Here is an 18,261-nt window from a genome sequence, read left to right as displayed (position 1 = left end):
TCGATCAACGGCAACAGCTACCGGCTCAAGAACCGCCTCCAGGCCATCGAGCGGGAGACCGACGTGGCCTGAGCAGTGGTGCACATAACTTCGTACGCAGTGGTGCACTCAGACGAGTACGCGGACATCCTCGAGAACCCATGGACCGAGTCTGGCCCCGGATCAACACCTAACGCACGTCACTAAGGGCAGCCACCCGGATCACAAACAAGCACGTAATGCCAAGCTCCGCTGACCCATACACGTGGAAGCGGCTACCGAGCTTAGAGTACGCCGGGGTCGGGAGACGTCGCGAAGGTCTGCACGTAGTCGATGGCTGACTGCAACGCGTCTTTCAGTGGGGCGATGTCCCGCGCGACTTGGGCGAGAAGCATGCCGCCCTGGAAGGCGGCAAGGAGCAGATTGGCCAGCTGCGTGGGATCTGCCTCAGGGCTGATGCGGCCGAGTTGCTGCATACGCGCGATTCCATCGCGGAAGATGACCCTCCACTGGTCGAACACACTCGCGAGCTCGTCGTGAACGTCAAGGTCCGTCTTGATGATCTCGCTCGCGAGGGAGCCGAGGGTGCAGCCTTCCTGGTAGGCGCGCTCGTAGCCGACGTAGAAATCGGCCCACGCCCGAAACGCGTCGAGGTTGTCGAAGCAGGCGAATCGCTCACTGCGATGGAAGGTGAGGACGCGCTCGGCCTGCCAGGCGATCACGGCCAGGACGAGGCTCTCCTTGGTCGGGAAGTAGTGGTTGAGCTGCGATCCACTGACGCCAGCGGCGCGGCGGAGCTGCTCGTTGTTCGTCGCGTGGACACCCTTTGTGTAAATCAGCTCAGCAGCATGCTCCAGGATGCGGGCACGCGTCGCCTTCCCTTTGGACGTGAGCCTGCCAGGCGCCGGAGCCGCCGTGTTGGTGGTCATGCTCCAGGATAACCCCAGATTGGGCTTGACAGCCCAGGACCGAGTGACGTTAACTCTAAGAAATGGGCTGGGCAGCCCAGAAAAATGCGGATGAGACCGCAGTCACCACGAGGACTGGACCTCTCCAGCACCACGAGCCCGGCCCGGGTCCGACGATCACCACTCACCCACACACCGGAGGCTGATCCGCCATGTCACGGCTGACCGTTCCCGCTCCCGACGATGTCCCCGCCGGTGCGCAGAGCACCCTCGACACCATCGGCGCACAGTTCGGCTTCGTCCCGAACATGTTCGCGACTCTCGCGTCGAACCCGACCGTCCTCGACGTCGTCATGACACTGCAGGGCACCTTGAGCCGGGTTCTGGACGCGAAGACCCGGCACACCATCGCGCTCGCCGTGTCGCAAGCCAACGGCTGCGATTACTGCCTGGCGATGCACACGTACGTATCGTCCGAGCTCGGTGGCATGTCGAGCGATGACATCGACTTGGCCCGGGCCGGGAGCTCGATCGATCCCAAGCGCGCCGCGGTCGCTCGTTTCGCCCAGCAGGTGGTCGACAGCCGCGGGCAGGTCAGCGACGCCGACCTGGCGGCTGTGCGAGGCGCCGGGTACACCGACCCGCAGATCCTGGCGATCGTCACGGTGGCGGCGCAGGTGCTGCTGACCAACTTCCTCAACAACGTCAACCAGACCGACATCGACATCCCCGCCGTCAACTCGGGCGGTACGCCCGGCTGACCGCCGGAACCCCCGTCGAGGCACGCACATAGGCGGTGAACCCCTCGCCGCCCCAAACGATCACTCGAGAAAGGTTCGGTATGCCGGGCTCCGAACTCTATGAGACGTTCATGGCACTGCATACACGCGACGGTGGCCTCGTCATGCCGAACGCATGGGACGGCCTCTCGGCGCTGATGCTGGCCGAGGCCGGCTTCGAGGCGATCGCGACATCGTCCGCGGCGTTCGCTGCCACGCTCGGCCGGTCCGACGGGCGTCACGAAGTCACCCTTGGCGAGCATCTCGAGCACGCGCGGCTGTTCGGTCAGCTCACCGGGCTGCCCGTCAACGGAGACTTCGAGGACGGCTACGGCGACACGCCTGAAGACGTCGCTGCGAGCGTGGAAGCCGCCGTGGCGTCCGGCCTGGCCGGTATCGGGATCGAAGACACCTCGGGCAATCCCGGTCAACCGATCCGCGACTTCGACGATGCCGTCAACCGCATGCGCAGTGCCGTCAACGCGGCCAAGGGACGCATCGTGGTCACCGGCCGCACCGACAACTTCATCCAGCAGCGGCCCGATCTCGACGACACCATCCGGCGTCTGACGGCCTTCGCCGAGGTCGGCGCGGATGTGCTCTACGCCCCTTACCCACCCGACCTCGATGCCCTGACCGCGATCGTCACCGCCGTCGCGCCGACGCCGGTCAACGTCCTCATCTCGCCGGCGGACAAGGTGCTGACCGTCGCTGAACTGCGGAAGGCCGGAGTCAAGCGCATCAGCGTGGGTCCGGCGCTCTACACCCACGCAATGGGGGCACTCGAACAGGCCGCCAAGGCTCTCGTCACGGGTGACCTCACCGCCGCGACGACAGGAATCAGCTTCGAGCGCATCAGCGAACTACTTGCCCGCGGCAAGGACTAGCCCACCCCTGGCGAACCGCCGCCCCTCACCCATTCATCACAGGAAGAAGGCAGGCCGACATGGACCTCGACAAGCTCATGAGCAAGCACCTCACCAGGTATTTCGACCCCAGCAAGACCATTCCGGAGGAAACACTTCAGCAGCTGCTGAGGTTCCTGCGCTCGACGCCCTCGTCGGTGAACGTACAGCCCAACCACTTCTACGTCCTCGCCACGCCCGAAGGCAAAGAGCGGCTCGCCAACAACCTGGGCGAACGATTCCAGGACAACGGCGAGAAGATCCTGAACGCGTCGCACACCATCATCCTCACCACCCGGGCAGATGTGCCTGACAGCCACCTCGAGGCGGTGTTCACGAAGGAGAAGGCCGACGGCCGGTTCCCTGACCTGTCAAAGCAGGAGCTGTGGGAATCAATGACCCGAGACTTCCTCAATCTGCGCAACTATGGCTACAAGGACCTGAACCACTGGATGGAGAAGCAGACCTACCTGGCGGTGGGCCTGACCATGATGGCGGCCGCTGAGCTCGGCATCGAGGCCACGCCGCTGGAGGGGTTCGATCCGACCAGCGTCGACAAGGCGTTCAAGATCCGCGAGACCGGACACAGCACAACGCTGCTGCTGGCCCTCGGCTACCCCGACCCCAAGAAGCAGTACACCACTCCGATCTCGCGATTCGACCCCGGCCATCTGTTCACCTTCGCCTAAACACCCACTCGGAAACCAGAACCCACACACATACGAGGAAGAGGGCAATCTCAATGAAAGCCATCGTGGTAACCGACCAGGCCGCGGGAACGGCCGGGATGACGCTGACCGAGCGGCCTGAGCCGCCCGCAGCGATCAACGACGTCATCGTTCAGATTCACGCATCGGGCTTCGTCCCGACAGAGCTGGAGTGGCCATCGACCTGGGCCGATCGCGCCGGCCGTGACAAGTCGCCGTCGATCCCCGGCCACGAGCTGGCCGGAGTGGTCACCGCCCTCGGCTACGGCACGACGGGGCTGTCGGTCGGGCAGCGGGTGTTCGGCCTCGCCGACTGGCACCGTGACGGCACCCTGGCGGAGTACGTGGCGATCGAAGCACGCAACCTCGCGCCGCTGCCCGGCGACGTCGACTTCACCGTAGGCGCGTCCCTGCCGATCTCAGGTCTGACCGCGTGGCAGGGGCTGTTCCAGCACGGCCGCCTTCAGGCCGGCCAGACCGTCCTCGCCCATGGCGCGGCCGGGGCAGTCGGGACGATGGTGACCCAGCTCGCACGCGAGGCCGGCGCTTACGTCATCGGCACCGGACGCACCGCCGACCGTGAGAAGGCGCTCGACTTCGGCGCGCATGAGTTCGTCGACCTCGAGAACGACGCGCTGCAAGACGTCGGCAACGTCGATCTGGTCTTCGATGTCATCGGTGGCGACGTTCAGAGGCGGTCCGCTGCCCTGATCAAGGCCGGAGGAACGCTGGTGTCCGTCGTCGGCCCGGTCGAGGCGCGGCCCGCTGACGGCCTGGCGGTGGACTTCGTTGTCGAGGCCGATCGTGCCGAACTGGGTGAGATCGTGCAGCGAGTGCGGGACGGACGGCTGCGGACAAACATCGATGACGTCGCGAGCTTCGATGATGCCGTTGGAGCCCTCAACCCGACCACGCGGCGCAACGGGAAGACGGTCATCCGCGTGCGCCCGTAGGCAGTGACGGCCACAGTCCGACCGGCGGGCGGGGCATCCTCACGGTGTACGAGATGAAGCGGCTCGGCCGCGACGCCGCCGAACTCACCGCGCTCGCCGGCCATGTCGGACCCGACCGCCGCCGTTCGTGGCCGCCACGCGGGAGACGCCACCTTGGTCCCTTGGCCGGGCGGTCAGGGCACTCGGATCGATAGAGGAGTTGATCACCTTGGACGGACAGGAGCTGCAGAAAATCGCGGGCGACTGCGCTGTGGGACTGCCCGGCACCGATCTGGAGCATCGTTTTGGCCCCGACTGGCGCCTCTACAAGGCTCGCGGCAAAGTTTTCATGCTCATGACCGACATGCCGGGGCGCCCCGTCGTGATCCTGAAAGCCGATCCGGACGACGCCGCAGCCCTGCGTGAGCAGTACGCAGACGTTACCCCCGGCTATCACATGAACAAGAGGCACTGGATCACGGTGGAAGGCGGGGGCACCATCGACGAGAAGCTAGTGAAGGAGCTCGTGATCGACTCCTACCGTCTCGTGGTCGGCGGGCTTCCCAAGTCCGAGCAGCCCGTGGATCCGCGCACCTACGGCCGCCGCGCCTGACCTTCGTCATGCCCATCAGCGGCGACAAGCTCCAGGACAGAGCGCGCGACACCGCACTGGCGCTGCCCGGGGCCAGCCACGGGCGCCCGTTCACCGAGCAGCTGGACGTCTACAAGGTGGCGGGCAAGTTCGTCCTGATCGTCACGGACGCCCCGGACGAACATCGTCACCCTCAAGGCAGAACCAGAGTACGGACGGCTGCTGCGACACGAACACCGCAGTGGCACTCATTTTCGGGCCCGGCGCCGCCGTGGCCCCCCACGACGTGCTCTGGTACATGGACACGCCCAAACGGTGCGCGGAGGCTGCGGTCGCCGCTGGAACCGCGCGCAACCTCGGCCACGGCGAGGACGACGGCCCTCCCACGGCCAAGCGGCTGTTCTCCATAGACTGGCCATTGCTCGACCGGCACCGTGACTCCTTGGCCAACCGCATCGGCTGCCAGGACCTCGCTGCACCCGCGGGGCTGTCCGGACCAGTGCTTCGCCGGACCCTGCGGAACCTGGCGGCCCAGCCGTTCCGTACCCGGCCCACCTTCAACACCACGTCCTGGGGCGGCCGCTGGGCCCAGGAGAAGCTTGGTCTCAACCAGGACGCCCCGAATACCGCCTTCGGCTACGACAGCGGACGACCGTCCTTGCCGGTCTCCTCGGAGTCGAGGAGAGGGAGGGCTTTCCCCCGGGCGCGAAGGGCCCGGTACAGCACCCGGCCGTCCAGACGGGCGATGCCGCCGGCAGCGGTCCGCGGTGGACCAGGAAGCGGTGGCCACCCGCGGGCAGCTCCAGTTCGGCCTGTCGTTCCAGCCATCGCTGATGGCCTCGACCGTCTGGGATGCGATAGGCAGTCGGCGCCGCCGCCTGCGGGCCTTGCGGTTGTCCCAGAGCACGCTGTACTCGCCATCGTCGAATTCCAGGCAGTCCGCCCGCAACTCACAGAGTTCCCGCGGTCGCCGCCCGGTGTCGCGCAGGACGATGCAGGCCGTCTGGAACATCGGTTTGACGTCCTCCGGCGCAAGATCGCCGCAGGTGAGGGCCTCACCGAGCAGGTCGAGTCGTGCGTCGAGCCGACGGATCACCGGCTCCGGGATCGATCTTGCCGATTTCGTCTCGTTCACCTCCTCGTCCTTGATGCGGTGCGTGCTGTGACGGATGATCTCCTGCCCTCCGCCAGCGCGGAGGGACAACGCCTCGGAGGCGACGATTCAGGACCGGAGGCGCTCCAGCAGGTGGCGGCTCTCGGGGCTCGTGGCGCGTGCCCACTCCAGGGGCGGCGGACGGGTTCGGCAGTGGCCCAATCCAGCGTGGCCAGGGGTGGCAGGCCGTGGCGTTGGAGGATGCGGTGGGCGGTGGAGGCGGCGACGGATGCACAGCCGGCCAGCCGCAGCGGGACGATGTGGTGTTCACGCCGCATCCGCAGCACCTGTTCCTCCACGGGGGCGGGTGTCCGGCGTGGTGAGTGGTGGGGGCGGCTGGAGCGGTCGCTCAGGCCGGCTGCCCCGTGGTGGCGGCAGCGGTGGGCCCAGCGGGCGGCGGTGGTGTGGCTGACCTGAAACCGTTCGGCCGCCCGCCGCAGCGGCCAGCCGTCCTCGATGACACACCGGGCCAGACGCAGCCTGCCAGTGGGGGCAGCGGGGCGTTACGTTGGATCAACGAGGGCCTCCTGATGCCAGTGGCAGATGTCGCAATCCACACCGAAACCAGAAGCCCTCGTCCCGTTCAAGCACCCCTCACGGCGCGTCGCCCGCCACCAACGTGCCAGGACAACACACCCAATCCGTGCTTGCGGCGAACACGCTCGCGGTGCGGTCGTCACCACGACGAGACTGCGGTGGCTCGCAGCGTGGCCCAATGGGACGACCAGCCAGTCGATGGTATGGGAGTACGGTTCATTTACATGACAGGTTCCCGGACCAATTCCGCGGCCGGTCCGCCCCCCGCCTTCGGTGCCGACCTGCATCTGGAGCTGCGCGGACCCGGGCTGCGTGCAGGGCTCACCGACGCCTTGAGGGAGGCCGTGCGGACGGGGCGTCTGGCGCCCGGCAGCCGGCTGCCGGCCTCCCGCTCGCTCGGCGCGGATCTCGGCGTCTCGCGTCACACCGTGGTCGAGGCCTACGCCGAGCTGGTCGCTGAGGGCTGGCTCACCGCCCAGCAGGGCTCCGGGACCCGGGTGGCCACCCGGGTCGAGCCGCACAGGCCCGCGCCCGACGCTCCTCGCACGAGGCCGGACGAGCCCCGTTCCCGGTATGGCCTGTGGACCGGTGCACCGGACCTCGCGACCTTTCCGCGCACGCAGTGGCTCACCGCGGCTCGCCGGGCTTTGACCGCCGCGCCACACGATGCCTTCGGCTACGGCGACGCCCGCGGCCGGATGGAGCTGCGCACCGCACTCGCCGACTACCTCGGCCGGGCCCGCGGGGTGTATGCCGAGCCGGACCGGATCGTCATCTGTTCCGGTTTCCACCACGGCCTGGCGCTGATGGCGCAGGCGCTCAGGGTGCGGCGGGTGCGAGGGGTGGCCGTCGAGGTCTACGGACTCGGCCTGTATCGCGACCTGCTGGCGAACGCCGGCCTGCGCACCCCGCCCCTCTACGTCGATGACCATGGCGCACGCATCGAAGACCTCGCGCGACTGCGCGACGTGGGGGCGGTGCTGATGACCCCGGCGCACCAGTACCCGACGGGGGTCGCGCTCCGCCCGGACCGGCGCACGGCGGCCGTCGAGTGGGCACGTGCCACGGGCGGCCTGATCCTGGAGGACGACTACGACGGGGAGTTCCGGTACGACCGTCAGCCGGTGGGGGCCCTGCAGTGCCTCGATCCGGAGCGGGTGGTGTACTTCGGTTCCGTGAGCAAGTCCCTGGCGCCGGGGGTACGGCTCGGATGGATGGTGCTGCCGGAGGAACTCGTCCCGGAGATCGTGGCGGCCAAAGGGCACGGCGACTACATGACGAGCGCCCTGGAGCAGCTGACGCTGGCGGAATTCATCGCCTCGGGTGCGTACGACCGTCATGTGCGCTCGATGCGGCTGCGTTACCGGCGTCGCCGCGATCAGCTGGTCGAGGTCCTGCGCCGGAGGGCTCCCGGCATTCGTGTGACCGGGATGGCTGCAGGACTGCAGACGGTCCTCGAACTCCCGCATGGAAGTGAGAGCTCGGTGGTCCAGGACGCGGCCCGGCAAGGTCTGGCGATCAGGGGGTTGACGCAGTTCCGCTACGAAGTGGCGGACTGCGGATGGCAGTTGCCCGAACGGGATGCCCTGGTGGTCAACTACGCGGCGCCCTCGGACAGCGCGTGGGCAGGCGCACTGGACGCACTGTGCAGGGTGCTGCCCTAGACGGGGTTCCGAGGGCGGAGCGGACGCGCCTCTGCCCGGACCGGGAGCGTCCCTGCCGAGATTCGTTCGTGTGAGCGATGCTCCGCCGACGGAGCCGGGTGCGGACCACGTTCGAGCTGTAGCCCTTGTCGCCGATGACCTGAGACGGCCTGGTCCAGGGGCGCCCCGGGCCGATGCGGGGCACCCGGATCGCTTCCACGACGGCGTTGAACCGGGTGCAGTCGTGGGTGTTGCCGCCCGTGACCACGAAGGCGAGGGGACGACCGAAGGCATCGCAGGGCAGATGAATCTTGCTGGTCAGACCACCGCGCGACCGCCCGAGTGCCCGGCGCCCCCCTTTTCACGCCCCGGCGGCGTGGTGGTCGGCCCGCACGATCGTGGAGTCGACCGACACAGCCAGTCGGATGTCTCCGGCCGCATCAGCCTTCGCCTGTGCAGCCCTGAGCATCCGCTCGAATGCCACGGGCTCGTCGTACAGGCCGTGCTTCCTCAAGCTCCAGGACCTCGGTCACTTCCTCCAGCGTGCCCACGCCGCCGGGCATCACCACTACTGCGTCGTACACGGCGAGCAACCGTGCCTTCCGTTCGGCGAGATGCCTGACGAACGTCATTTCGTCGGCATCCATCCCGACCCACTTCCGGAGAAAATCGACCGAGAGCCCCGTGAGCCGCCCTCCCGACGCCTGCACACCGTCGGTGACGACCTTCATCAGCCCGGTATCGGATCCGCCCCGACCAGGGTGTGGCCGGGCCTGCCAATGAACTCCCCGAACTCGCGGGTCCGCTGGGTGTAGAGCTCGTCGAGGTCAGTGGCTAGAGGAAGACACCGATGTTGTCAGACCGTTTGCCCCGCGAAGCCGGAGCGCCACGTCGCATGTTCGGAGCGCCACACTCGGGAGCGGGTCAGTGTCCCAGCTCCGTAGATCACGAGCTTGCTTTGTCCGCAGAATTGGTCTGGGAATTTGTCATAGAAATGGACCATACGCCGGTGCCGCTGGGTACGTAGCGTCGCAGACATGAGCACAAACGAAGCGCGCGGAAGCCCGCGGCGTCGCCCCGAGCACACGCGAAGCTCGCGCCCGAGGCCTCAGAGCTTGATCGGCCTGGACACCGCACCGTGATGGTCTCCCTGTGGCTCATGGGCGCCTTTCCCGGGTACAGAGCAGGCGGGGAGTCACCGGACGGCCGTGTTGCTGCCGTCGGTGTCAGCCGACGGCCCGCTGGCCGCACCCGCGCCCCGACAGGGGTCCCGCCGGAGGACGTCTGACGGCCCGAGACCACCGCCGCAGCCACCGTGGAGGGAAGTGTGAATGAGCTGTGGCCCGCCGTGCCTGGCAGCTCGATCACTCCTGCCCTGGACCTGTCCATCCACTAGACAGCCGAGCAGCTAGGGACCGCATCGCCGGGGGAACACAGAATCGCCGGGGGAACACAGAAGGGAAGAGCAATGGGCAGTTCCGCAGAGACAGCAGTCTCCGAGGCTCAGACAGCCATCGAAACAGTCTGCCCAGCGATAGCTCTCCTCGACGCGCAGGGGACGGTGGTCGGATGGTCGCAAGGCGCTCAGCGGCTCGTGGGCTACTCGGCTGTGGAGGTGGTGGGGCGGTCCGCCGGTGCCCTGTTGGTAGCCGCTGATGACCGAGCAAAGGCTTCGCAAGCCGCACAAGAGAGCACCCTCCGTGGCCGCTGGTCCGACCTCGCGCAGGTGCGCCACCGTGACGGCCGCATCATCGACGTGTGCCTGTGCGTGTCATCGCTGTCCGGGCAGGACGGCCTGGAGTGGTGGGTGGTCTGTGCGACCGACAAGGCATTGCTTCCCGCGTGGCCGGCCGAGGCCACAGTGGCGGAGCCGCTCCTCGCTACGCTGCCGAGCCGCCTGCCGATCGGTGTCGTCGTACGGGACACGCACCTGCGCTGCATCCGGGTGAACGACACCCAGGGCTCCAAGGACGGCATCTCTCTCCCCAAGCGGCTGGGCCGCAGGCTGACGGAGGCGGCGCCCGGGACGGAGGCCGAAACGCTGGAGGCACTGATGCACCAGGTGCTGGAGAGCGGCGACCCGGCGATCAACGTGGACTACCAGGCCTTCCTGCCGGCGAATGTGCGAAGCAACCGCATATTGACGGCGTCCTACTTCCGCCTCGACGACGCGCAGGGTCGCGCGCTGGGCGTGTGCGTCGTGAGCGTGGACGTCACCGACAGCCGACGGGCGCGAGAGCGTCTGGCCATCCTCGGCGAGGCCAGCAGGCGCATCGGCACCACTTCGGACGTCATGCAGACCGGACAGGAACTGGCCGACCTGGCCGTGCCGTCCCTCGCGGACTACGCCACCGTCGACCTGGCGGAGTCCGTCCCACTCGGCGAGGAGCCCTTGGCCCATCTCGGCCCACAGGTCGGACACATCCCCGTCTTCCGCCGTGCGGGCCTGGCCTCGATCCACCCGGGAACTCCGGAGTCCCTGTCCGCTCGCGGAGAACCGGTCTTCGTCCCGCCCACTTCACCCTTCACCGGTGTCCTGCGCTCCGGGAAATCCCACTTCGAGCCCATGCTGGACGCATCCCCGGGCACATGGCTGGACCACTACGACGCGGCGCGGGCGGAGAAGCTCCGCGAGCACGCCATGCACTCGTTGATGGTCGTCCCGATCCACGCCCGGGACGCAGTGCTGGGCGTGGCGGTCTTCGTGCGGACGAAGGACCCCAGGCCGTTCGAGGAGGACGACCTGCTCTTGGCCGAGGAACTCGTCAGCTGGACAGCACTGGCCCTGGACAACGCCCGCCAATACGTGCGCGAACGCTCCACGGCTCTGGCCCTGCGGCGCCTGCTGCTCCCCCACCGCGCCACAGGCGGCTCCGCCGCTGATGTGGCCTGGCGCTACCTGCCGGCCGACAGCCACCACGGCATCGGGGGTGACTGGTTCGACGTGATCCCCCTCTCCGGCGCCCGCGTCGCCCTGGTCGTCAGCGACGTGGTCGGACACGGCATCAACGCGGCGGCGAAGATGGGCCAACTCCGCACCGCTACGCGCACCCTCGCCGACATGGACATGCCTCCCGACGAAGTACTGTCCCGCCTCGACGAGCAGGTCATCCGCCTCACCGAGGCGGAAGCCGACCCCCGGCACCCGGCCACCACCACGATGGTCGGCACGTGCCTGTACGCGGTCTACGACCCGGTCACCCGCACCTGCACCATGGCACGGGCCGGCCACCCCCCGCCCGCGATCATCGACCCGCACGGCCACGTCACCTTCCCCGACCTGCCCACCGGAACACCGCTCGGCCTCGGACTGGTCCCCTTCGAGTCCGTAACCTTGGAACTCGCCGAAGGAAGCGTGCTCGCCCTCTACACCGACGGTCTGATCAAAGCCCGCGACCAGGACATCAGCGCCGGCATGAACCGTCTCCGCACAGCCCTCGCACGGCCCGACCTCACACTGGACGGTCTGTGCTCGTCCACGGTGGACACGCTGCGGACCGAGCCGCAGAACGACGATGTCACTCTGCTCCTCGCACGGACCCGCTCGCTAAGCGCAGACCAGGTCGCGTCTTGGCGGTTCCCCAGCGACCCCGCCGTCGTCAGCCGTGCCCGAACTCTCGCTGCCCGGCAGCTGGCCCAGTGGGGACTGGAACACCTAGCCGAGTCCACAGGACTGATCGTCAGCGAACTGTTCACCAATGCCATCATCCACGGCAACAGCGACCGCAGCAGCGACCGCATGATCGGCCTACGCCTCATCCGGCACGAGATGCTGACCTGCGAAGTCTGCGACGCCAGCCACAGCCACCCGTTTGTGCGACACCCCCGCACCACCGACGAACACGGCCGCGGACTCTTCCTCGTCAGTCAACTGTCCCGCCGATGGGGAACCCGCCACATCCCGCACGGCAAACTCATCTGGGCTGATCAGCAACTGCCAGCCAGTGCGTGAAACCACTTACCCGCCCGACTCAAGCGCTGGGAGGCCAGTGCCTGCGCCCCGAGAAGACCGGCAGCTCATACGTACTATTTATGTGACTGGATAACGGACATACACTCCCACACCAGACAACACCACACCACACCAGCAGCAGCGGCAGCCCGGCGTCGGGGTGGAAAGTCCCATCCGGCCTCGCCGCCTTGCCGCCAAACTCCAACGACTACATCGGAGGTTTCGTGAAGCTCGGACTTCGTCCGCGCCCAAGATCGGGAGTGGATCTGCAACGCGGTCGAAGCGACCGGATACAGCAGTCTGTGGACGTACGAACGGCTGCTCTTCACGGTGTCCTGTGCCCTGATGCAGCTCGGTGTGCGTACCGAGCGGCGTCGCTTCATTGCCGTGCGCGCCGAACCTGGGAGAACAATGCAGAGCAGACCGCCATTGCAGACGACTAGGGCACCGAGCGGATGGCGGGGCTACCGATGGGTGGCCCTGTGGTCCGTGCCGATCGTGGCGATTCCGGTGGCCGACTGGTTCCTGCCGTCGGACATCCACCTCGCCCATCTGCTGGTCATCCCGCTCGCGCTCGCCGCCACCTTCGCCGACACCCGCCGCACCGCCGTCACCGCTCTGCTCGCCCTGGCGGCGCTGGTCGTCGCCGGAGCCGAACGGCGCACGCTGACCACCGAGAACGTACTCGTGCAGATGCTGTCCCTGGTGCTGTTCTCGGCGCTGCTCCTGATCGCCACCCGTCTGCGCGAGCAGCATCAGCGCCACCTGGCCAGGGTGCGCCAGGTCTCGGAAGCCGCGCAGTCCGTGCTGCTGCGGCCACTGCCGCGACGCGCGGGAGCGGTGTCCCTGGCGTCGACGTACGTGGCCGCCGAGACCGAAGCCCGTATCGGTGGAGACCTGTACGCACTGGTCCGCGCGCCTGGCCCCACCCGGCTGATCATCGGGGATGCGCGCGGCAAGGGGCTCGGGGCCATCGGGGACATCGAGACCGTCCTCGGTGCCTTCCGCTTCAACGCGCACCGGCACTCCACACTGTCCGGGCTCGCGTCCGCCCTGGAGTCCGATGTGCGCTGGGACCTGGGCCAGTCGAACCGCGGGGATCCTGACGAATGGCCCGGTGAACGCTTCGTCACGGCGGCCGTGCTGGAGATCCCGGACGACCAGCCCTGTGCCCGTCTGATCAGTTTCGGCCATCTGCCGCCGCTTCTGCTGCACGGGGGGCACGTCACGCCCCTGGAAGTCAGTGCCCCAGCTCCCCCGCTGGGTCTTGGCGCCCTGACGGAGACCGAGTACGCCCCATTGACCTTCCGTTTCGCCCCGGGTGACCGGCTGGTGCTGTACACGGACGGAGTCACCGAGGCCCGGGACAGCATGGGCAGCTTCTACCCCCTCGCGGAGCGAGTGACGGCTTGGACCGATCAGCGTCCGGATGAGCTCGTGCACAGGATCGGCGCAGACCTGCGGGCGCATACGGGCGGGCCGCTCGCCGACGACATGGCCCTGATCGTGCTGCAGCGCGACGAGGCGCGCGTCCCGGCCCGGATCTCCGAGAACCGGTGGGTTTCGTGACGAAGGTGCGCTTGAAGAAAAACCAGCGGGTTCATCACGGAAGGCCACCTGCGCGTCTCCTCCGATGCCGGGATCCCGATACCGGTGGCCGCCCTGCACGGCCTGCCGCTGGACGCCCGCAACACGCTGCCCTATGTGATCCGCACCGGCAAGCCACAGTTCATTCCCAACCGGGAGGACTACATACGCCGCTGGCCGCACGGGGCCATGATGCCGTACTTCGACCAGCTCGACTCCGGCTACGCCATCTCGATCACCTCCCTCAGCCCGGGCGGCGATCAGCCGCTCGGGGCCCGGTTAGTGACCTACGACAGCGAGCACCACTCGTCCCCGGACGGGCGGGCCTTCATGGGTACTCTTGCCGACCTTGCAGGCCAGACACTGAAGCGCGTCAGATTACAAAAGGCACGAGTCGAGCCGGCCACGGCGCCGCAGCAGACCATGGCACCTCCCGGGCCTGGAGGTCGCCCGCTACCGACCAAGCCGAGACGGGCTCGACATCGGCGGAGACTGGTACAACGCCTTCGTCATGCCCGACGGTGCCATCGCCCTGGAGATCGGCGACGCCCAAGGGCACGACGTGGACGCCACCGCCGGAGCCTCCGGCGCCCGGCAGCAGGACTTGGGCGAGGCGAGGCGCCAGTTGGCAAGGACGCGCAGCACGGACGGCCGGCAGCACAGCAACCACGGCCTCCTCGCTAGTCACCACCAGGGTCGAGGCTGAGGCTGCGGAGCCTCGCTCCCGACGGTCGCACGTGTTCGGCAACTGCGCGGACCTTCAAGTTGTGCTGCCGTCGGTGGTCACGGGTGTGGCCTTCACCACGTGAATACCGTTGCTCCCTTCGGATGTTTCCACAGCTTTCCTGGCTGACAGATCGGCGGCGCACTCGTTGCTCTCGGCAGGAGGTCAGGCATGGGTCACTGGATTTACGAGTTCAAGGGCTGCCCCGACACTGGGTGCTACCAGCAGATCGCGAACGAGGTCGAACCGGGCGAAGTCGTGGTTCGTGAACGCGTGGCCGGCCCAGGCATCGTGGATGGGTTCGTGCGAGAGAGCTTCGATAACGTAATGATGGTGGCCCACTTCCGCTGGGTGGCCACCGGAGACCCATCTACAGTGATGCCGGAGTTGCTGCGGGCTTTCGCCGTCGCCCGACGGCGAGGGCTGTAACGTGCTACGGAAGGTTCCTCCTCAGCAAACCGCGTCGGCTTTCATCGCGGCCGAGCTCGACCGGCCGTCGAAGCGCTCGTAGCGTTCATCGACGAGCACCGGCAAGTGTTCGGAGTCGAGCCGATCTGCCGTGTCCTGGTCGACCACGGAATGAAGATCGCAACGAGCACCTACTACGCCGCCAAGAAGCGCACCCCCAGTGCCAGGGCGGTTCGCAACGCCGATTTGAAGACGCAGATCGGCCGCGTCCATGCCGACAACTTCAGCGTCTACGGGGTCCGGAAGGTATGGCGGCAGCTGCACCGTGAGGACACACCGGTGGCCCGTTGTACGGTCGCCCGGCTGATGCGGGATCTGGGTCTGGTGGGCGCCCGCCGCGGCAGGAAGATCCGCACCACCATCCGCGACGATGGGCACGGACGGGCGGCTGGCCTGTTACAGCGCGACTTCACCGAGTCCCGGCCGAACGAGGGATGGGTCGCGGCCTTCACCTACGTCGCCACCTGGTCAGGGATCGTATACGTCGTGTTCGTCGCGGACGTCTTCTCCCGGGCGATCGTTGGCTGGTCCGCCGCCACCAGCAAGCGGGCCAAACTCGTCCTCGACGCCCTCGGTATGGCCCTATGGCGACGCGACCGCGTCGGCACACCAGCCGGCCCCGGCCTGGTTCATCATCCGGACGCTGACAGTTAATACACGTCTTCCGCGTTCACCGCACACCTCTTTGAGACCAGCATCGACGCCTCCATCGGCACCGTCGGTGATGCCCTGGACAACGCGCTCATGGAATCCCAGATCAGCCTCTACAAAATAGAGCTGATCAAGCCCCGTCGGCCCTGGCACGGCCTCGCCGATGTCGAACTCGGCACCCGGCACCGGCTCCAGCGCTTCTCCGTGCTGGAGGCGCGGGCCGCCTACGATCGGGAGCGGGACGCCGCCGCACAAGGCTGACTCGGCGCCCGATCGTTCTCATGTGTGCGGGAACGGCTCGGTCAGCGACGCGAGCACATGGTCGGCCTCTGCGGCACGCAGTTGCGCCACGGAGTAGTGGCCGCTCGCGACCCCTACCGCGGTCGCGTTCGCATCGCGCGCGGCCTCGATGTCGCGGGGGGTGTCCCCGACCACGTAGACATCGGGGCGCCCCAGATCGCGCCCGTGGAGCCGGGCGGCCTTGGCCATCGCCAGGCGGGTGATCTCTGCCCGGTCCTGGGAGTCCGAGCCGTAGGCGCCGAACACGAAATAGCGGCCCAGCCTGCCCGGTTCCATCTTGATCCGGGCCGCGCCCTCCATCGCGCCGGAGATGAGCCCGAGGATGATCCCCGCGTCCGTGATCCGCCGCAGGGTGTCTTCGACGCCGTCCATGACGCGATACCCCTCCGAGGTCCGGATGTCCTCCGAGAGATGCCACAGATACGCCGCGTACAGGCGGGCCATCTCATCGTGACTGGGCTCGCGGCCGAGGACGGCCCGGAACGTCTCCCGGCCGACCTGCGGATCCGTCTCCCCGGCCGAGGTGTGTTCCCCGATGTCGGCAGCCACGCCGTGCAACCGGTCGAAGGCCCAGGCCCAACTCCGGGCCCCCGAGCCTCCGGTGTGGACCAGGGTTTCGTCGATATCGAAGAGCACTGCTATCGGTCCGGCCATCACACGTTCTCCTCCGGTTCCGCCTGCTTCCAGGGTGCGCGGTGGCACCGGGGGCGGCCAGTTGCGGGGCCACGGTGTTGGTGGTGCCGTGGAAAAGAGGGAGGTGGATTCCATCCCTCTGCCGAGAAGGGGAGCGAACATGGGCACCACCAACCGAAACCCGCAAGCCGACATGCTCGTGATCGGGTTCGGCAAGGGCGGCAAGACGGTGGCCGCCACGATGGGTCGGCTCGGCAAGCGCGTGGTGCTGGTCGAGCGGTCGGCACGGATGTACGGCGGCACCTGCCCGAACGTCGGCTGTGTGCCGACCAAGGCACTGGTCCACCACTCCCGAAAGCGCCGGCCGGAGGATGTGCCCCAGGAGTGGTACGAGCGCTCCGTCGGCGAGGTGCAGGCGCTGACCAAGTTGTTCCGCGGTGGCAACTACGACGGGCTGAACGACATGGACACCGTCTCGGTGATCACAGGGGCGGCCGCGTTCACCGATCCGCACACCGTGCGCGTCGAGACCGCCGACGGGCCCCTGACGATCACCGCGGAGACGATCCTCATCAACACCGGATCGGAGCCGATCGTCCTCGACATCCCCGGCCTGCGGACCAGCCAGTACACCGTCACCAGCACCGAACTGATCGACACCACCATCCTTCCGGAACGGCTGGCGATCATCGGCGGTGGCTACCTCGGCCTCGAATTCGCCTCCATCTACGGGCGGTTCGGCTCCGAGGTCACCGTGCTCGAGGCGGCCCCGAAGGTCTTCGGCCTGGTGGACGACGACGTTGCCGCCGTCGCCGAGAGCATCCTGGTGGAGGAGCGCATCGAGATCGTCACGGGGGCCGCCGTCACGGAAATCCGTGACGGCGAAGCCTCCGCGACCGTCGTCTACGAGACGGACGGACAGCGGCACACGCTGGAGGCCGACGCCGTCCTCGCCGCCACCGGCCGCGCACCGGCCACCCGCGATCTGGCGCTGGACGCCGCGGGTGTGCGCACCACCGAGCGCGGCGCGGTCGAGGTCGACGAGCATCTGCGCACCAGCCGGCCGCATATCTTCGCCCTCGGAGACGTCAACGGCGGGCCGCAGTTCACCTATGTCTCCCTCGACGACAGCCGTATCGTCCTCGACCAGCTGCTCGGCGAGGGCAAGCGCTCCACCGACGACCGGGTCGCCATCCCGCACACCGTCTTCATCACCCCGCCGCTGGCCACCGTCGGACTCACCGAGAAACAGGCCCGGGCGGCCGGGCACCGGGTGAGGATCGCCAGCCAGCCGGTCTCCGAGATCGTCGCCATGCCGCGTGCGTACATCGTCGAGGACACCCGTGGGGTGATGAAGTTCGTGCTCGACGCCGAGACCGACGAGATCCTGGGCGCCGCCCTGCTCAGCGTGGACGCGCAGGAAATCATCAACACCGTCGCGCTCGCCATGCGCCACGGCATCCGGGCGGCCGAGCTCCGCAACGCCGTCTACACCCACCCCACCTCCACCGAGGCATTCAACGACGTCCTCGCGACCATCGTCCGATCCGACACCTAGCGAGGCCGCCGAGGTCCCGAAGGAGGTGAGCATGCGCGGCGACACGGACGAGCCTAGGCTGGTGGGAGTGGGCGAGTGAGATGGCCCATACCCGCTCGGCCGGGCGCCCAAAGCAAGCTCAGACCACCATCGAGCGCACGGAGGGCGGCGTAGCCATGACCGACCTGGACACGCTGTCGGTGAACACGATCCGCGGACTGTGCATGGACGCGGTGCAAAAGGCGAATTCGGGGCACCCCGGAACGCCGATGGG

At 67.8% G+C, this 18,261-nt stretch carries 17 protein-coding genes and 4 pseudogenes; 14 read left to right on the top strand and 7 right to left on the bottom strand.

All coding sequences use genetic code 11. The features are described 5' to 3' along the window. Positions 1–263: 263 nt before the first annotated feature. Positions 264–908, bottom strand: coding sequence for a TetR/AcrR family transcriptional regulator (locus tag J5X86_RS49040; RefSeq protein WP_208523067.1), 645 nt, complete (start codon positions 906–908; stop codon positions 264–266). A gap of 191 nt (positions 909–1,099) precedes the next feature. Here J5X86_RS49040 and J5X86_RS49035 point away from each other — a divergent pair, with 191 nt between their 5' ends. The 5 genes from J5X86_RS49035 (at position 1,100) to J5X86_RS49015 (ending at position 4,823) form a co-directional block, all read left to right on the top strand. Next, positions 1,100–1,648: a carboxymuconolactone decarboxylase family protein gene (locus J5X86_RS49035; RefSeq protein ID WP_208523066.1), complete on the top strand. Its 549-nt coding sequence runs from the start codon at positions 1,100–1,102 to the stop codon at positions 1,646–1,648. A gap of 110 nt (positions 1,649–1,758) precedes the next feature. Further along, positions 1,759–2,553, top strand: coding sequence for an isocitrate lyase/phosphoenolpyruvate mutase family protein (locus J5X86_RS49030; RefSeq protein WP_243983308.1), 795 nt, complete (start codon positions 1,759–1,761; stop codon positions 2,551–2,553). Positions 2,554–2,612: 59 nt separating this feature from the next. After that, on the top strand, positions 2,613–3,260 hold the full coding sequence (locus J5X86_RS49025) for a nitroreductase family protein (protein WP_208523064.1): 648 nt from the start codon (positions 2,613–2,615) through the stop codon (positions 3,258–3,260). A 53-nt stretch (positions 3,261–3,313) separates the two neighbouring features. Beyond that, entirely contained in the window at positions 3,314–4,231 is a 918-nt protein-coding gene (locus J5X86_RS49020; RefSeq protein WP_208523063.1) for an NADP-dependent oxidoreductase, read from the top strand. Positions 4,232–4,439: 208 nt separating this feature from the next. Further along, positions 4,440–4,823 carry an MmcQ/YjbR family DNA-binding protein gene (locus J5X86_RS49015; RefSeq protein ID WP_208523062.1) on the top strand — a complete coding sequence of 128 codons (384 nt, stop codon included), beginning with the start codon at positions 4,440–4,442 and terminating at the stop codon, positions 4,821–4,823. A gap of 1,266 nt (positions 4,824–6,089) precedes the next feature. Here the strand turns inward: J5X86_RS49015 and J5X86_RS49010 are convergent. Continuing rightward, positions 6,090–6,472, bottom strand: a pseudogene (locus J5X86_RS49010) (leucine zipper domain-containing protein); the annotation flags it as partial. A 244-nt stretch (positions 6,473–6,716) separates the two neighbouring features. Here J5X86_RS49010 and J5X86_RS49005 point away from each other — a divergent pair. Further along, positions 6,717–8,156 (top strand): PLP-dependent aminotransferase family protein, encoded by a 1,440-nt coding sequence (locus J5X86_RS49005; protein WP_208523061.1) that lies wholly within the window; start codon positions 6,717–6,719, stop codon positions 8,154–8,156. On the opposite strand, the gene J5X86_RS51755 is transcribed toward J5X86_RS49005, so the two are convergent. The 3 genes and pseudogenes from J5X86_RS51755 to J5X86_RS48995 form a co-directional block, all read right to left on the bottom strand. Beyond that, positions 8,086–8,439, bottom strand: coding sequence for a transposase (locus tag J5X86_RS51755; RefSeq protein WP_374229504.1), 354 nt, complete (start codon positions 8,437–8,439; stop codon positions 8,086–8,088). The genes J5X86_RS49005 and J5X86_RS51755 overlap by 71 nt on opposite strands. Next, positions 8,433–8,544 (bottom strand): annotated as a pseudogene (locus J5X86_RS53170) (IS5/IS1182 family transposase); the annotation flags it as partial. The gene J5X86_RS51755 and the pseudogene J5X86_RS53170, both read right to left, overlap by 7 nt. Before the next feature lie 72 nt (positions 8,545–8,616). Then, a pseudogene (locus J5X86_RS48995) lies at positions 8,617–8,970 on the bottom strand (LOG family protein); the annotation flags it as partial. A gap of 633 nt (positions 8,971–9,603) precedes the next feature. On the opposite strand from J5X86_RS48995, the gene J5X86_RS48990 reads away from it, so the two are divergent. The 4 genes from J5X86_RS48990 (at position 9,604) to J5X86_RS48975 (ending at position 14,827) form a co-directional block, all read left to right on the top strand. Continuing rightward, entirely contained in the window at positions 9,604–12,087 is a 2,484-nt protein-coding gene (locus tag J5X86_RS48990) for a SpoIIE family protein phosphatase (protein ID WP_208523060.1), read from the top strand. 474 nt (positions 12,088–12,561) lie between these two features. Further along, positions 12,562–13,656 carry a PP2C family protein-serine/threonine phosphatase gene (locus J5X86_RS48985; RefSeq protein ID WP_308124981.1) on the top strand — a complete coding sequence of 365 codons (1,095 nt, stop codon included), beginning with the start codon at positions 12,562–12,564 and terminating at the stop codon, positions 13,654–13,656. A gap of 529 nt (positions 13,657–14,185) precedes the next feature. Then, positions 14,186–14,380, top strand: coding sequence for a hypothetical protein (locus J5X86_RS53165; protein WP_208523058.1), 195 nt, complete (start codon positions 14,186–14,188; stop codon positions 14,378–14,380). A gap of 189 nt (positions 14,381–14,569) precedes the next feature. Beyond that, positions 14,570–14,827 carry a hypothetical protein gene (locus J5X86_RS48975; protein ID WP_208523057.1) on the top strand — a complete coding sequence of 86 codons (258 nt, stop codon included), beginning with the start codon at positions 14,570–14,572 and terminating at the stop codon, positions 14,825–14,827. Positions 14,828–14,848: 21 nt separating this feature from the next. Here J5X86_RS48975 and J5X86_RS52330 read toward each other — a convergent pair whose 3' ends face one another. Further along, complete coding sequence (locus J5X86_RS52330) at positions 14,849–14,974, bottom strand: hypothetical protein (RefSeq protein WP_279595808.1); 126 nt, start codon at positions 14,972–14,974, stop codon at positions 14,849–14,851. Between J5X86_RS52330 and J5X86_RS48970 the strand changes: the two genes are divergently transcribed. Together J5X86_RS48970 and J5X86_RS48965 are read left to right on the top strand one after the other, a co-directional pair. After that, a complete protein-coding gene (locus tag J5X86_RS48970) occupies positions 14,933–15,520 on the top strand; it encodes an IS3 family transposase (protein ID WP_308124980.1) in 588 nt (195 codons plus the stop codon). The genes J5X86_RS52330 and J5X86_RS48970 overlap by 42 nt on opposite strands. 90 nt (positions 15,521–15,610) lie before the next feature. Then, a complete protein-coding gene (locus J5X86_RS48965; RefSeq protein ID WP_208523056.1) occupies positions 15,611–15,778 on the top strand; it encodes a hypothetical protein in 168 nt (55 codons plus the stop codon). Between the two features lie 18 nt (positions 15,779–15,796). Here the strand turns inward: J5X86_RS48965 and J5X86_RS48960 are convergent, their stop codons facing one another. Beyond that, a complete protein-coding gene (locus J5X86_RS48960; RefSeq protein ID WP_208523055.1) occupies positions 15,797–16,471 on the bottom strand; it encodes an HAD family hydrolase in 675 nt (224 codons plus the stop codon). Positions 16,472–16,610: 139 nt separating this feature from the next. On the opposite strand from J5X86_RS48960, the gene J5X86_RS48955 reads away from it, so the two are divergent. Then, positions 16,611–18,008, top strand: coding sequence for an FAD-dependent oxidoreductase (locus tag J5X86_RS48955; protein ID WP_208523054.1), 1,398 nt, complete (start codon positions 16,611–16,613; stop codon positions 18,006–18,008). Positions 18,009–18,088: 80 nt separating this feature from the next. Further along, positions 18,089–18,261: pseudogene (locus J5X86_RS52745) on the top strand (hypothetical protein); the annotation flags it as partial.

The organism is Streptomyces sp. NEAU-YJ-81 (assembly GCF_017592595.1).
In the GTDB taxonomy this organism is placed as follows: Bacteria; Actinomycetota; Actinomycetes; order Streptomycetales; family Streptomycetaceae; genus Streptomyces; species Streptomyces hygroscopicus_B.
Note: the sequence above shows the minus strand (reverse complement) of the source record. Positions and strands in the feature narration are given on the sequence as shown.

Bases quoted from the DNA above. Each gene is read 5' to 3' on its own strand.
- J5X86_RS48990 (WP_208523060.1), top strand. From the start codon at position 9,604: ATGGGCAGTTCCGCAGAGACAGCAGTCTCCGAGGCTCAGACAGCCATC.
- J5X86_RS48960 (WP_208523055.1), bottom strand. From the start codon at position 16,471: ATGGCCGGACCGATAGCAGTGCTCTTCGATATCGACGAAACCCTGGTC.
- J5X86_RS53165 (WP_208523058.1), top strand. From the start codon at position 14,186: ATGCCCGACGGTGCCATCGCCCTGGAGATCGGCGACGCCCAAGGGCAC.
- J5X86_RS49005 (WP_208523061.1), top strand. From the start codon at position 6,717: ATGACAGGTTCCCGGACCAATTCCGCGGCCGGTCCGCCCCCCGCCTTC.
- J5X86_RS48965 (WP_208523056.1), top strand. From the start codon at position 15,611: ATGGAATCCCAGATCAGCCTCTACAAAATAGAGCTGATCAAGCCCCGT.
- J5X86_RS49040 (WP_208523067.1), bottom strand. From the start codon at position 908: ATGACCACCAACACGGCGGCTCCGGCGCCTGGCAGGCTCACGTCCAAA.
- J5X86_RS49020 (WP_208523063.1), top strand. From the start codon at position 3,314: ATGAAAGCCATCGTGGTAACCGACCAGGCCGCGGGAACGGCCGGGATG.
- J5X86_RS49025 (WP_208523064.1), top strand. From the start codon at position 2,613: ATGGACCTCGACAAGCTCATGAGCAAGCACCTCACCAGGTATTTCGAC.
- J5X86_RS49035 (WP_208523066.1), top strand. From the start codon at position 1,100: ATGTCACGGCTGACCGTTCCCGCTCCCGACGATGTCCCCGCCGGTGCG.
- J5X86_RS48955 (WP_208523054.1), top strand. From the start codon at position 16,611: ATGGGCACCACCAACCGAAACCCGCAAGCCGACATGCTCGTGATCGGG.
- J5X86_RS49030 (WP_243983308.1), top strand. From the start codon at position 1,759: ATGGCACTGCATACACGCGACGGTGGCCTCGTCATGCCGAACGCATGG.
- J5X86_RS48975 (WP_208523057.1), top strand. From the start codon at position 14,570: ATGGGTCACTGGATTTACGAGTTCAAGGGCTGCCCCGACACTGGGTGC.